General features: G+C 52.9%; 16 protein-coding genes. 7 read left to right on the top strand and 9 right to left on the bottom strand.

The features are described from left to right. Positions 1–332 precede the first annotated feature (332 nt). A complete protein-coding gene (locus RUE5091_RS19740) occupies positions 333–1,130 on the top strand; it encodes a GNAT family N-acetyltransferase (RefSeq protein ID WP_058283659.1) in 798 nt (265 codons plus the stop codon). A 247-nt stretch (positions 1,131–1,377) separates the two neighbouring features. Here RUE5091_RS19740 and RUE5091_RS19735 read toward each other — a convergent pair whose 3' ends face one another. The 5 genes from RUE5091_RS19735 to RUE5091_RS19715 all read right to left on the bottom strand — a co-directional run bounded on the left by RUE5091_RS19735 (position 1,378) and on the right by RUE5091_RS19715 (position 4,515). Continuing rightward, positions 1,378–2,052, bottom strand: a complete 675-nt coding sequence (locus RUE5091_RS19735) for a class I SAM-dependent methyltransferase (protein WP_058283658.1) — start codon at positions 2,050–2,052, stop codon at positions 1,378–1,380. 174 nt (positions 2,053–2,226) lie between these two features. After that, complete coding sequence (locus RUE5091_RS19730) at positions 2,227–2,997, bottom strand: DUF2182 domain-containing protein (RefSeq protein ID WP_058283713.1); 771 nt, start codon at positions 2,995–2,997, stop codon at positions 2,227–2,229. Positions 2,998–3,025: 28 nt separating this feature from the next. Then, positions 3,026–3,646 (bottom strand): DUF1326 domain-containing protein, encoded by a 621-nt coding sequence (locus RUE5091_RS19725; protein WP_165590803.1) that lies wholly within the window; start codon positions 3,644–3,646, stop codon positions 3,026–3,028. 232 nt (positions 3,647–3,878) lie between these two features. Further along, positions 3,879–4,073, bottom strand: coding sequence for a DUF1059 domain-containing protein (locus tag RUE5091_RS19720; RefSeq protein ID WP_058283656.1), 195 nt, complete (start codon positions 4,071–4,073; stop codon positions 3,879–3,881). 31 nt (positions 4,074–4,104) lie between these two features. Next, on the bottom strand, positions 4,105–4,515 hold the full coding sequence (locus tag RUE5091_RS19715) for a GFA family protein (protein WP_082643732.1): 411 nt from the start codon (positions 4,513–4,515) through the stop codon (positions 4,105–4,107). A gap of 159 nt (positions 4,516–4,674) precedes the next feature. Here RUE5091_RS19715 and RUE5091_RS19710 point away from each other — a divergent pair, with 159 nt between their 5' ends. Continuing rightward, positions 4,675–5,571 (top strand): LysR family transcriptional regulator, encoded by an 897-nt coding sequence (locus tag RUE5091_RS19710; protein ID WP_082643731.1) that lies wholly within the window; start codon positions 4,675–4,677, stop codon positions 5,569–5,571. Between the two features lie 55 nt (positions 5,572–5,626). Here the strand turns inward: RUE5091_RS19710 and RUE5091_RS19705 are convergent, their stop codons facing one another. From RUE5091_RS19705 to RUE5091_RS19695, 3 genes are all read right to left on the bottom strand, one after another. Continuing rightward, positions 5,627–6,859 carry a flavin-containing monooxygenase gene (locus RUE5091_RS19705; RefSeq protein WP_058283653.1) on the bottom strand — a complete coding sequence of 411 codons (1,233 nt, stop codon included), beginning with the start codon at positions 6,857–6,859 and terminating at the stop codon, positions 5,627–5,629. A 332-nt stretch (positions 6,860–7,191) separates the two neighbouring features. Then, positions 7,192–7,395: a hypothetical protein gene (locus RUE5091_RS19700; RefSeq protein WP_058283652.1), complete on the bottom strand. Its 204-nt coding sequence runs from the start codon at positions 7,393–7,395 to the stop codon at positions 7,192–7,194. A gap of 236 nt (positions 7,396–7,631) precedes the next feature. Beyond that, positions 7,632–8,399, bottom strand: a complete 768-nt coding sequence (locus RUE5091_RS19695; RefSeq protein ID WP_112297204.1) for a helix-turn-helix transcriptional regulator — start codon at positions 8,397–8,399, stop codon at positions 7,632–7,634. 141 nt (positions 8,400–8,540) lie between these two features. Between RUE5091_RS19695 and RUE5091_RS19690 the strand changes: the two genes are divergently transcribed. Genes RUE5091_RS19690 through RUE5091_RS19670 form a run of 5 tightly spaced genes read left to right on the top strand, consistent with a single transcriptional unit; the run spans position 8,541 to position 13,347 of the window. Then, positions 8,541–9,653, top strand: a complete 1,113-nt coding sequence (locus tag RUE5091_RS19690; RefSeq protein WP_082643741.1) for an ABC transporter ATP-binding protein — start codon at positions 8,541–8,543, stop codon at positions 9,651–9,653. 34 nt (positions 9,654–9,687) lie between these two features. Further along, positions 9,688–10,851 carry an ABC transporter substrate-binding protein gene (locus tag RUE5091_RS19685; RefSeq protein WP_058283651.1) on the top strand — a complete coding sequence of 388 codons (1,164 nt, stop codon included), beginning with the start codon at positions 9,688–9,690 and terminating at the stop codon, positions 10,849–10,851. A gap of 38 nt (positions 10,852–10,889) precedes the next feature. Further along, positions 10,890–11,741 (top strand): ABC transporter permease, encoded by an 852-nt coding sequence (locus tag RUE5091_RS19680; RefSeq protein ID WP_058283650.1) that lies wholly within the window; start codon positions 10,890–10,892, stop codon positions 11,739–11,741. Positions 11,742–11,748: 7 nt separating this feature from the next. Next, positions 11,749–12,570 (top strand): ABC transporter permease, encoded by an 822-nt coding sequence (locus RUE5091_RS19675; RefSeq protein WP_010442232.1) that lies wholly within the window; start codon positions 11,749–11,751, stop codon positions 12,568–12,570. A gap of 18 nt (positions 12,571–12,588) precedes the next feature. Next, entirely contained in the window at positions 12,589–13,347 is a 759-nt protein-coding gene (locus tag RUE5091_RS19670) for an SDR family NAD(P)-dependent oxidoreductase (protein ID WP_058283649.1), read from the top strand. Between the two features lie 133 nt (positions 13,348–13,480). Here RUE5091_RS19670 and RUE5091_RS19665 read toward each other — a convergent pair. After that, a partial coding sequence (locus RUE5091_RS19665; protein ID WP_131726341.1) for a DUF4345 domain-containing protein occupies positions 13,481–13,884 on the bottom strand: 404 nt, incomplete at its 5' end.

Genomic DNA, 13,884 nt, shown 5'->3' with positions numbered 1-13,884 from the left:
GAGAATTTTGCCTTGGCGTCGCGCCGCATTTCTAGTTGGCTAGTTTTCAGGCCAAGTGGAGCATCCAAGCGACGATCGCGCTGGTAATCATGCAACCAATGGGTTGTGGTTTCCGTAGATACGGCCAAGAAATTCAATATGTGTCCGCTTTGGGCTCGGTGCGGTCGTTCGTCGAATTGTCGTGAGTAACCGCACTGCGGACATAGTTGACATTCACCCTAGACCAATAACTCTCTTTTCGTCGCGGTCTCGCGTCTGACGTGCGCTTGACGACGCAACTCATATCAAACGATCATCGTCGAACCATTTTGCGGCGGCCCAAAGGATAACCTATGGAAGTATTTGGAAGTGATGCACAGCGACGCATGTCGACCATGGGTGAGCATCTTATCCAGCTATTGGGTGATGACCCTCGATTTTGTAGCCATGGGCGCGGTATTCAAATTGCCAACGAGTACAGCGGGGCTTTGGATGATGCCGTTGCAATGGCTCGAATACTCGGCATCACGGCGATAGAAAGCATACCGCGTCAGGAGGTGGCAAAGACGCGAGAAGTCATTGAAAGTCAGGGATTAAAAACCGACACAATAGCTTGTTATCTTGGCGGGCTGAACTGTGTTGACATTGCTCGGAAAATAATTGCCACACGGGCGTTGCCCGAGGATTTGACCGTACGTGTGATTGATCGAGACTCTCCGCCAGAATGGCTTGAAGCTTTCGCAGAAGTCGCAATGAGCCACGGTGTTCTACCGCCAATAGGGCCGGTTATGCGCGGATTGTCTCGCCCCGGATTTGCGATGGTCGTCTTTGACAGCTCAGGTGCTCCCGTTGCAACCGCGGGCTCAGTTCTGTGCCATCCGCCCAGCAGTAGGCTGCATCGTCGCGCTCAATGGGGGCAACTTTCGACCAAGCCTGAACGCATGGGCGAAGGTGTAGCAAAAGTCTTGGGAGCCAAAGCTATGATACACTCTCATGAAAAGCTTGGCGCAACTGGGTTCAAGACAGGCATTGCTCCGGGCAACGTTGCATCGGCACGGTTGTGCGAAAGACTTGGCTTGGAGGATAGCGGCAGCGACATAGTCGCGATCATCGACCCGAATATATACTCGGAAGATCGATTGACCAAGTGAGCCATTCGGAAGTTTGTTGTCGCGTTATATCAACGACACTCGCGCGAACCTGACTGAAACTTCTTAAAAAACTAAGATTAGGACGAGTTCTAGTCTGCTTGGGCTAGTTGTAGCCGCTTGCCGGAGGTTACTGGCCAATTGCTTTGCCGAACCCAAGGCCGCGTCCATGATTTCATGGAATAATCTCCAAGGATCGCTATGTGGGCACAATTACCATATGGAGCTGGATCTCGCGGTATGGCAGCCGTTAACAGGAAACGATAAAGTGGTATGCGGCGCAGGGCTGGTGTAAAACGATCTTCCCATCAAGGGTTTCGACCGACCGGTTGAATGCGTCTTCCATGTCGGAAGAAACCTTTTCATAAGCTCTAGAACGATCTGGATCCGGCCAAACAATCTTTTCTAGGAACGCTTCGAAAGTCGGATATTCACGAGTAAGGACGTACTCTTTTTTGTTTTCCAACCGAAATCCGTCTACTCCGTCCAAGTGGTTAAGTGTTTCGTGAGAATGCGTTCGAACGAGGGTTTCGTCTTCCACCAATCGTACAACGTAAAACATTGTCCCATAAGGATAGGGCTCCACTATGTGCAACCGCCCACTGCTTCCAAGAACGCGGCGAATTTCAGTGAAAGCAGTGTGCTGAACCTCGACTGGAATGTGATGAAGTGAGAAGAACAAACACGCGAGGTCCTGCGAGCCGGAGTCGAGAGGCAGGTCTTCGGCAGCCCCAAGCCTAACGTCGATATGTCTTGGTAGATCTTCTTTGGCTTTAGCAACTTTGTCCGGATCTATTTCTATTGCAGTGACTTTGGCTCCTGCAGCGTACAAGTCTCGCGAATAGACGCCGTCACCCGCACCAACATCGACGACTTGAATCCCTTCAAGTTTGCATATCGATTTTAGGTGATCGATGTGAGTCATGGCCAACTCCTGCAAATCTGAATGGTCTTGCAACAGTTTAGCACACCAGTTCCCCTATTTCCGCTTTGGGTTCGGAGCGGAATTTAAACTCCCGAAGAAATTGCTTGTCCGGTGACGTTTTGAAGATCGCTCCGCGGTGGCCTTTATCCAGCCTGTGAATACACCAACGTTTCCTCAGGCGAGCATGATCAGCCACCCGCCCCAGACAATCAAAACCACGCCCAATCCACGACTCAGAAACCGCCCGAATGGCAACGTCTTTTCCGCCAACACCACGATTGTAAGGACGGCAACCCACGGCAGGTTCATGACGCCCAATACAAACAACAGCACCATCAGCATCCAGCAGCAGCCAAGACAGTAGGCCCCGTGGCGAAGCCCCATCTTCGCGGCACCCAGGGATCCCTCCTGCCAATGAGCCGTCAGAAAACTCATGGGCGAGCGGCAATGCTCCAGGCAAGCGTTCTTGAGTGGCGTCCATTGGAACAACCCGGCGAATATCAACATCACGCCGCCCACGGTCGGCGCAACCCTCCCCATCATGGAGGACAGCGCGCCACCCGTGTGCAGCCACCAATTCAATACCGTCGCCGCCAGCGAGAACCCCAGCCAAACCAACAGATACCCCGCCACGAAGCTGCCCGTTGGCACGAAGGGCCGCCCTGCCTCCTCCCGCTTCGCGCGGACCCGCTCATAGATCATTACGGCGGGTGTAACCGAAGGCAGCATCATCGCGAACATCATCACCGCCCACATGATAAGCATGAAGACAAAATCCGCGACGGACCACTGCATCATCATCGGCATGGCCATGTCACCGACCATCGTCATCGAGGACGAACCAAGCCCGAGGTAAATTGTATAGGCCCACGCCAGCGCCGTGAGCGCGACTAGCGCAGCCAGAACCAGCGCCCGATCCCGTTGTGCAACTCCTAAAGCATTCATTATGATGGCCTTACGATCCGGCCCGGCCTCAGCCGGCCCAGGCGACTTGTCCGACCACACCCGACCGGCCTGTCCAGGTCACGGGCATATCCGAGTCGTTCCAGGTGGTGCCGTCACTGGGGGCCAGATCACCTTCATGCCCCTCATGCCCGAAGGCGAGGCTGAACGCGGCGTTCTGCAGTTTCATCTTGTTGCCGAGATCATTGACCAGACGACGGGATTTCATCTCGCCCACACCGGCCACGCTTGCAGCTATTTCGCCATCGGCCTCGGTCACGCTGATCCCGGCGCGTTTGGTCGGAAGCCAGGTCGACAACAGGCTTGCCGGCACCTCCATGCCGCCGCCGGACGCACCCTGCAAAATTGTCTCCAATGCCGCCGCCTGCGCCTCGCTGGCGTTTTCGTCAATATACACTCGCCCGGTGCCGTTGGCGTCGAACAGTGTCGGCCCGGGGAAATGCAATGAGACAATCGCGTTTTGGCCAGAAAGGTCCACGCCTTCATGAGAGCCCTCGCGAATGCGTATCAACAGGGAAGTCGCGCAATACCCTTGGTCCAAGAGCATGAGGTCAGCTTGTCCGAACCAGCATGGGCAAAGCATGTTGCAATTGCAGGTTTCGACGAGTTCACCTGAAACATTCCAAGACATGATTTCTCCTCCCATCCCACATTTTCCACAGCTGCATTTTAGCAGAAAGGCTGCTTTTCACCAATCAACCAGAAGGTTAACCATGTCTCCTCAGGGCACAGAGCTGCCTATCCCTACAGCTTACATGATTAGCTGGTTGGCAGCCCAAGCCGGTCCTTCGCAACAAAGCCGCCATTCGTCACTAAGCGATCCAAACCGAAATATCATTGGGTTCGAAGCTTAACTGATTTGATCATGCTGGTTTTATCAATGTTCCCAGATATGCCCGAGTGTCGGCATCCCACGAGCTGGGGTTCTCTCCATGAGCGACCACCGCGTGGAGCTCCATGAGTTTCCATACTTCATCTTTGGTCGCTGCGATCACTTTGCCTGGGCAGGCCTCCATGCCCTCGCAATCCTTGCAGGCATATGAATAAACAGTGTTCATCGCTTTCTCCTCCGTTCGCTCGGAAACTTGATTAGAACTCAGGAAACGTCGGCAGCCCGTCGTCGAGTTTTATCCATGGCTGCTGATGTGAGACGAAGACGTGGGCCTTGGGCTGCGCAATCGATGGGTCGTCCAACGTTACAGCAGAAAACCACGCATCAGCGCTCCAGTCTTGGCCATCAACTTCATTTAGGGCCGCATAGGTCAACGTCGTTCCACAGTCCCGACAAAACCCGCGACGAATACCCGGAGTTTTCTCCATGTGTTGGATTTCGCCTTTGATAACGGCGAAGTCTTCGGTGGCTACCTTAGCCCAAGTTGCAAAGGCGCCACCAAGAGCCATTTGGCATGAACGACAATGGCAATGTCCCGACCAGACAGGTGGTGTCGCGATCTGGTATCGAACAGCACCACAGTAACATCCACCTTGAATTTTTTTCATCGTATCAAGCTCTCATGACGTACGGCTAGGTTTACATCGATAATGAGGCATCTGCTCTAATATCTCATGATTTTAGAACAGATTTCACTGTGAATAATGTCAAGAATGCCGATATCATGCGACTCAAATAGTCTAACAAAGCTTTAGAAAAACTATAGTATGGATTGGTTGCACCTTCCCCCGATGAACGCTTTGCGCGCTTTCTCAGCAGTTGCGGAAGCAGGGAGTTACACCGTGGCGGCTGAACGCTTGAACGTTACCCAAGCGGCTGTCAGCCAGCAGGTGAAATCGTTGGAAAGACATTTGGGTGTAGCTCTCGTTGCTAAACGTGGGCGCAGCATTGAGCTGACCGAGCCAGGCATCATGCTTGCACGTGAACTGGGTATCGGCTTTGAAATTATCGGAAGGGGTGTCGAACGACTGGCGGAACATGCAGCACACCGTCCCGTTCAAGTGACCATGTCACCAGCATTCGCGGTGGAGTGGCTATTGCCGAGAATGGCAGAGTTTCAACAACAACATCCAGAGATCACTTTGATGCTGAACCCAACTTCTGAACTGGTTCAGATAAAGCCAGGTGGTATCGATGTCGCCATTCGGTATCACGATAGACGCATGCCAAGAAAAAAACAGGATACTGTCCTTGTTTCCGACATGGTCGTGATCGGAGCACCTTCACTGGTGGAAGGCCAAGATCTGCGTGACCCGGCCTCATTAACGAAGCTGCCCTGGTTGCAGGAACTAGGCACCAACGAGGCGGCCGACTGGTTCACCTATCATGGGGTCGTACCTCCCGAGCCATTGACCATAAATCACATGCCTGGGAACCTGATCATGACTGCGGTTCGCCGGGGTGACGGTATCACGTATTCTGCCAGAGCTTTTTTCGAGGACGATCTGTCATCTGGTCGGATGATTGAGTTGTTCTCTCAGCCACTCTTCGGCGTCTATTACATCCAGACTCAAGCAGAATTTCAGCGTCCCGAGGCTGAGGTGTTCGTCAACTGGCTTATATCTCAGTCGCAAGTCGTCTCGGCAAACACGTCCGAAAACTGATCCAGTTGCAGTTGGAAACCTTCGAACCAAGCTAGGCTCGAGGCTGTCGCGCACCTCATTTGTTCGAAGTGGAAATCAAGTGATCAACTACGTACGCCGCGTCCTCGCCCACGCCATAAAACAGGCCAGACCCTTGTGTATGCATCCAATGCAGTCCGCAGAAGTACAGGCCTGCTATATCCGTAGTACCTCGCTCATAAAGCGGATAGCCAGTCTCATCGAAGACTGGCAAGTCGATCCATCCAAAATCGCGGTGAAACCCAGTTGCGTATATGACGGTTGAAACATTTGCTGCAGCCAAGTCGAAGAACGGTTGTTCAGGTTTGGGCTGCCAGTTGATCGGGACAACAATTTCCTTGGGATCATCGAGTCCATTCTCTGCAACAAACGTGTCGATGCTCTCCATTTCCGCGCGACACACATCGTCCACTGCCTTGAGCGTCTCTTCAAGTCCGCCCGCCAAAATCAGACACCCGTCTTTAACACCCTCAATCTTGCTGTGTAGTTTGACCCCGTCGAGCGCCATCTGGCGCAGATCAATAATACGACCACCCTCTCGCCCAGAGAGATGTGGATGGGCTTTGAACCGGATAGCTGTCCCTTTGGGATGGTCCTTTACCGCCATATTCATGTACCCAGTCGCCAAGTCCCATTCAAAAATGTCGCGACCCCTATAGCGACGTGGGATGCGGCCAGCACTGCCCACTGCAAGATGTACGTCGCGCCCGGATAAGTGCAGGTCCTCAGCGACCTGACACCCTGACTGACCACTTCCAATAATGAATACCGCACCATCCGGTAGGCTCGCTGAGTTGCGATAGTCACACGTATGTATGCCAGTAACCCTTTCGGGCAGATCGTAATGCCAACTTGGTATATTCGGGTGTTGATGCGTGCCGACGGTGACGATCAAGTTCTGCGCTCTGATTTCGCCATCTGATGTGGATAGTTTGAACCGACCCGGTCCTGCACTTGCCTCGATTCTAGCCACCTCGACGCCCCCTCGATAGGGCGGACCAAAACTTTTCGCATAGTCTTCGATGTATTTGACGATCTCATCGCGGAGCATGAAACCATCGGGATCATCCCCATCGTAATGGAAACCTGGAAGTCGGCAGAGTTTGTTAGGAGAGACCAGGCAGAACGAGTCCCAACGGTTACGCCATGTATCGCCAATCTGCCCGCGGTCCAAAACAACGTGGTCATGACCAGCCTGCTTTAAGTGCCAGCTAACGGAAAGACCAGCTTGACCTCCGCCCACAACCACAGTGTCAATCAGGGTGTACATAGCAGCAAACCTCTCTATGAAACTCTATCGGCGACAGCTAGTTGCTTCAACGTATCAATGTCCGCTCAGGGCTCGAAGCGGTTATTCGCGGCACTCGGCGTATACGACTGCGATGCGGACAAAGCGGTCTGTGGTTCTCCAATCAAATCGACCGACCTTGGGTTTACAGTACACGGTTGTGGAGAGTGAGAAGGATTAGTTGTCTTCACTTCCGGAAGTATAGTGTCTCAAATGGCACCCTTATTGCATGCTGAGCAGGACGTTATGGCTCACGAGCGTCCAGATACCCTCCGGTTAAGCCCTTTTGAGTGTCAGATGGTATCGTCCCAAAATTAGGTTGTTGGTTGTTCGGGTGCGTCACCTAGAGCCAGCAGCAAAAGAATAGCCAAAAGGGGTGATCCAACCAGACCGATCAGGAACCAGATCAAACCGGATCGGTTGCGCCGCCCTGCCATCGTGATAGGCAGGATATAAAGCCAGATCACGACAACCAGCAAGATGAGCATAAAAATCAACTGGATAACTGGTGCGTCCATGAAATTTTGCCTTTCGTATCTTGACGCCATTTTTAAAACGGCTGATCCGGTTAGATAGACAATGGCCCGAAAGCGTTTTCGGGTATTAATTTAGCCCAACATGGGTCCCGGGCGTCCCAACCCTCTCCCTTTGGGTTCCTTGGCTATCAGACAGTGCCGTCCAAATGTTTGGTGCTTTCCGGGTCACAAGGTAGCAAGGTCGGCAAAACGGATAAAGTGGGTGTTCAAGGAACCTTTTAAAGCGCCTTTTCAATGAACTTTGAAAAAAGCTCACCCTGCGAGTTGATCCTAAGTTTCGCGTAAATGTTGCGTCTGTGGATGCGGACTGTGCCTGGAGAGATGCCGAGAATTGTGCCAACAGCTTCTGCCGAATGGCCCTTCAATGTGAACTCAACGACTTCTCGTTCTCGTGGCGTCAGAACGCCATCGCCAAATGCCTGGAATGCTAGATCAACGCGACGACTAACGCCATTCGCTGCGGCGCCGCGGGCCATCGTTGGAAAGTCACTCCAATGTTTGCAGCAGGCTGCCCGAACGAGCGGCCATAGAGCGTGCAAATGACGAATTTCCTTGGCGGAAAAAGGCTTCTCTGCTCGCATGAGCGAGACCACAATCATCCCAGCGCCTGGGATATCGATAAAGTAGCCAATCTCCTCTGCTAACCCAGTCCTTTTGTAATAGCTGCGATAGTATTCGCCCTGATAGAACCTGTCCGGTGCGATATCACGCATGCGATACAGACCCGGTGTTATTGGCTTTGTCGCGGCCAAAAAAAATGGATCAAGTACGTAGGGCCCGGCTTGGTAATCCTCAACAAAAATACGCCGTTTGCTTTTTGGGAAATCGTCGTGAAGGTCTATTGGTGCTTCGGTTCCGACATGGCCAAACACCACCGTAAAATCAAATGGTGCGACCTGCCGTAAGCCATCTGCCAAAGCACATGGAAATTCTGGGGTTCCGATCTTCTCCACGACCCTGCCGGCCTCTTCCATCCAATCGTACACACGCCGCTCCAGATTTTCGAAAAGCACCTCTATACCCCAATTGTGGTATATACAGTTATTCCGAGTTATTGTTACTTTTTCCTTGTTTGAGTGGTATGCCAACAAATGCCAAAAAATCAAGCAAAAGGAAAACGGCAGTATATGAGCTTTGACATGAGCGTCACTATGCAGACGATTGCGGAACTCCGAGGAGTGACCAAGACCTTCGGGAATGTGGTCGCCGCCAAAGACCTGAATCTTTCCATTGGGAAAGGAGAGTTCCTGTCGTTCTTAGGCCCATCTGGTTGCGGCAAAACCACTGCGCTTAGAATGTTGGCAGGTTTCGAGAAGCCAACCGAAGGTCAGGTGTTGCTCGATGGAGAAGTCGTCAACGACTTGGATGCGCACCATCGCCCAGTCAACATGGTGTTTCAGCACTATGCTCTTTTTCCTCACCTAAGCGTGTTCGACAACATCGCGTACGGCCTGCGCCAACAACGACCACGCGTAGACAAACAAACAATCGCGACAAAGGTTGAGCAAGCGCTGGAAACTGTCCGTCTTGGTGGGTTTGGCCCACGTCGCATCTGGGAGATGTCTGGTGGTCAGCAGCAACGCGTCGCTTTGGCGCGTGCGATCGTAAACGAGCCCAAGCTTTTGCTGCTTGATGAACCAATGGCTGCTCTGGATCGAAAGCTTCGAAAAGAAATGCAGTTTGAACTGCAGAACCTGCAACGACAACTGGGAATAACTTTTGTCCTCGTCACGCACGACCAAGAAGAAGCGCTTTCAATGTCCGACCGAATTTGTGTGATGGAAGGCGGCAGTATTGTGCAGGTTGGCAGCCCACGCGAACTCTATGACATGCCCCGCAGCCGCTACGTGGCTGGATTTGTAGGCACCTCAAATTTCTTTGATGCAACTGTGACTGACTCAGCAGCCGACCAAATCACTGTGCGTTTAGCGAGTGGCCAAAAGGTGCACGGAACTCCGGAGATTCCAATAGATGCAGGGCAGGAAGTGTGCGTTAGTATCCGTCCTGAACAGATCACGCTGACCCGCGCGCTACCCACAGCTGAAATCGCTCTGCCAGTTACCATTCAAAATCGGATCTTCCTTGGTGAGCACACAGAATACCTTGCGCGCAACGAAGCACTGGGTGATTTCCACGTACTTGTGCCAAGGCAAGCGGAATTGAACGAGGGGACGTTCAATGCAGGAGAGCAGGCCTTTGTTTCATGGGGCGAAGGCGCACTGCTGATCCTGGAAAAATAACAAATCCCGCAATCCAACAACAGAGAGGTTCACAATGACCAAGGATAATGGGACTATTTCCAAGCAAAAGTTCATGGAAGAGCTTCGCCGGTACCAAAAGGGTTCGGTTACACGGCGACATTTCTTAGGCGTGACAGGTCTTGGGATGGCAACGGCCGTTCTGGGCACGGCCGTTCCTGGGTTGCGTCCACGCCCGGCATTTGCTGCCGGGGACATTGGCGACCGAGTGATCCTCGCCACATGGCCGAACTACCATGACGAGATGAACTTCGAAGCCTTCACGGAAGCCACTGGCGCCCATGTTCAGGTCAATGTTTTTGGTTCGAACGAAGAGATGTTGGCAAAACTACAGGCTGGAGGGTCTGGCTGGGACGTTTTCGTTCCAACCAACTACACCATCACTACGTATGTGGGTGAAGATCTGATCATCCCGCTCGATACGTCCAAACTGCCAAACTACGACGCAGGTTCATTCGAACAGCGCTTTTCCGATGCCGGTTCTGTCGATGGCCAGCTTTACGCGGTGCCAAAAAACTGGGGCACGACTGGCTTTGCAGTGAACACCAGCAAGCTTGACGGCGCTCCGACTCCAACCACATGGAAAGAGTTCTGGGACCTTACTATGGAAGGTTACTCAGGCCGGACAATGGTGCATGATTACCAACTCACCACCATCGGTAATGCCCTGAAATACTTCGGCTACTCCTTCAACTCGGTCGATGAGAAGGAACTGGCGGATGCCGAGAAATTGTTGCTGGATGCCAAACCGCATCTGTTTGCAATCTCGTCGGATTATCAGCCGCCGATGCGTAACGGTGATGCCTGGATGACGATGTGCTGGACAGGTGACGGCAAGCAGATGAATGTCGACATGCCTGAAATCGCCTACGTTCTGGGGACTGAGGGCGGTGAACTCTGGTCCGACTACTACGCTATTCCTAAGGGCGCACCCCATATGGATGCCGCTTATGCCTTGATCGACTTCCTGCTGAACCCGGAAGTTAATGCGAAAGAAGTCCTCGCTCACGGCTATCCATCGGCTGATGCTCGCACCAATGCGTTGCTGCCGAAGGAACTACTGGAAGATCCGATCCTTTATCCGGCAGCTGACCTTCTGAATGCACTCGAGTTCGGCGCGGCGGCTACACTAACCGATCCAAACCGTGCCGAGTTGCTCGCCCGCTTCAAGTCGGCCTAAGCGGCAAGGCCGCCAATATCGGAAAAGACGAGGACAAAATGACCGAACGAGGCAGAAAAGCACTGTTGCTGGCTCCAGCAGGAATATGGCTTTTGGTAATGCTAGCCCTTCCTCTGCTGGTCGTCTTCGTCTTTTCCTTTGGCGAACGGGGTGCCGCCGGAGGCTACGTTCCAGCGTTCACGTTGGAACAATATGCCAACCTTCCTGCGCGATGGACGGCGTTTAAGAACACTTTGATCCTTGCACCTCTGGGGACTATCGCTGCGTTGGTAATTGCCTACCCGCTCGCCTACTTTCTTGCGGTGCGTTGTTCACCAAAGTGGAGAACTTCGCTGTTGATCCTAGTGATCGTGCCGTTCTGGACATCGATTCTGATCCGGTCATACGCTTGGATTTTCATCCTTGGGGGGCGTGGCTTGCCCGCTTTACTGGAGTCGATCGGCATCGATGATGTCCGCCTGATAAATACGCCGTTCGCTGTGCTTGTCGGGATTGTCTATGGGTATCTACCTCTGATGGTTTTCCCGATTTTTGTAAGCTTAGACAAACTGGATAAACGCCTTCTGGAAGCATCGGCTGATCTCGGCTCTACCCCATGGCGTACGTTCCGTCAGGTGACACTTCCTTTGTCGGTACCTGGTATCGCAACTGGCTGCATGCTGGTCTTCATCTTGCTGATGGGCGAGTTTCTGATCCCAGCGATCTTGGGCGGCGGAAAGGTTTTTTTCGTCGGAAATGCGCTGGTGGACCTGTTCCTGCAGTCTCGGAACTGGGCGTACGGATCGGCGGTCGCAATGACTCTGGTTGTCGTAATGCTTGTCACTGTTTCAATTTACATGAAATTCATCGCGCGCCTGGGTGGCCAGCGCGAAGATGTCTCGCTGATGTGAGGGTCCGATGCGCTTATACGCGATTTGCGTCTACCTTTTTCTCTATATTCCAATCGGCATCATCGCGCTTTTCAGCTTTAATGCCGGACGACACGCAAGCCAGTTCATGGGGTTCTCGACCCAATGGTATGGTAAAGCGCTCAACAACCCATTTGTAATGGACGCGCTCGAGACCAGTCTGCTTGCGGCATTCATAACTGCTTGCCTCGCATCCACTCTCGGAACCATGGCGGCCATCGCTTTACAAGGGGTTAAGGGATGGCTCCGAACTTTGTTTGATGCGATGATTTATATTGCGATAATGATACCCGGTATCGTCATCGGCATCGCGACACTCATTGCTCTGGTCACCGTATTCGGCTGGCTAAACCCGCTTCTTGCAAGCCTATGGCCCGATGGAGCAAATCCCCCGCAACTTTCCATGGGGATGCCCACGCTTGTCGCCGCACACACCATGTTCACAATGGCGCTGGTCATAATCATCGTACGTGCAAGGCTATCGGGTATGGACCGCGCGCTCATGGAAGCTTCGGCTGACCTCTTTGCGACGCCCTGGGGCACCTTTCGACAGGTGACCCTGCCGTTGATAGCACCGGCAATTTTGGCAGGCTTCCTGCTCAGCTTCACTTTCTCATTTGATGATTTCATCATCGCATTCTTCGTAGCTGGCTCAGAAACAACCCTGCCAATCTACATATTCTCATCCATCCGGCGCGGCGTAACACCCGAGATCAATGCCATCGGCACTATGGTTATGGGCGCGTCGCTCTTGTTGCTCGTTGCAGCGCAGCTGCTTTTGCGCCGAGGCGCCTCAAAATCGAATAATTAAATAAAGGAGCCAAGTGACATGCGGCTTGCAGGTAAGGTCGCGCTCGTGACGGGCGCGGGATCAGGAATTGGTCGGGCGGGTTCAATGGCAATGGCACAAGAGGGTGCGCATGTTGTGGTAACCGATCGCGATGCAACACTTGCTGAAGCCACTGTGGCCGCGATCGATGCGCAGGGAAATCAAGCATCTGCCATACAGCTTGATGTGACCGATGACGATGCCCTTACCAGAACCATAGACGAAGCAGTTAAAAACTTCGGTCGGCTTGACGTGTTGCACTCTCACGCTGGGTTGCAGATCGAAGGAACACTGGAAGAAGTGGAACCAGATGGAATGGATGCTTCTTGGGCATTGAATGTCCGCGCTCACTTCATTGCCGCGCGTGCAGCCGTCCCCCATATGAAATCACAAGGTGGAGGCAGCGTGATCGTCACGGCCTCCAATTCTGGGGTTCAATATGACCGGGGTATGATCGCCTATGCGACTACAAAGCACGCTGCTGTTGCGATGGTCCGGCAGATGGCAGCCGACTACGCTGTCCATGCAATCCGTTTCAATGCCCTATGTCCAGGATTTGTAGACACCCCTTTCAATGCAGGCTTCGAAAAGCAGATGGGAGGCCGTGCCAAACTGGAAAGCTACATCGAGCAGGCGATCCCCATGAGTCGATGGGCGACAGTTGAAGAGATTGGCCATGGGATCGTCTATTTAGCTTCAGATGAATCCGCTTTTATGACGGGGCAAGCCCTGGTTATCGATGGCGGTGAATGCATTTAGTGGTGGGTTAGACCGCTCAAGAGAATGTCTATCGCCGCAATTCATTTTGGCGAGCACATTTCAGTCCGCTTTGGGCTCAGGGCAGCCGTTCGCTGCACTAGGTGTGAACGACTTCTACGTGGACAAAACCGTCTCAGGCAGGCGCTGCAGATTTCGCATTTCCACCGACAACCCACAAACACAACACCGCAAGCAAAACCTCTATCGCAAATGCGGCAAGAATGTTTTCGGATGGCCAACCATCGAGGACGAAACTGATTGTCCTGCCCACGGCGAAAGCTGAGAAAACCGTAGCCCCAAGCAAGGCTGAGGCCTGGATCAACTTTTGGTAAAATGCTCCGCACAAAATGATCAGGCCAAGTACCGCGAGATTGGCAGCAGGTGCACGCAACTCGCTCATCAGGTTTGGCTGCGGTGAGAGTACGATGCCGTAGTTGGCGTAGAAAGACTGTGGGTCCAATGTGATGGCCAGACCTATTGCAAATGCCGTTAATCCGGACATGCCCAAGATAAGTCTGCATCTAAGTTCAAGTTTCA

It is taken from the genome of Ruegeria denitrificans (assembly GCF_001458295.1).
Lineage (GTDB): Bacteria > Pseudomonadota > Alphaproteobacteria > Rhodobacterales > Rhodobacteraceae > Ruegeria > Ruegeria denitrificans.
The sequence above is the reverse complement of the archived record's forward strand: the minus strand, read 5'-3'. Positions and strand labels throughout refer to the sequence as shown.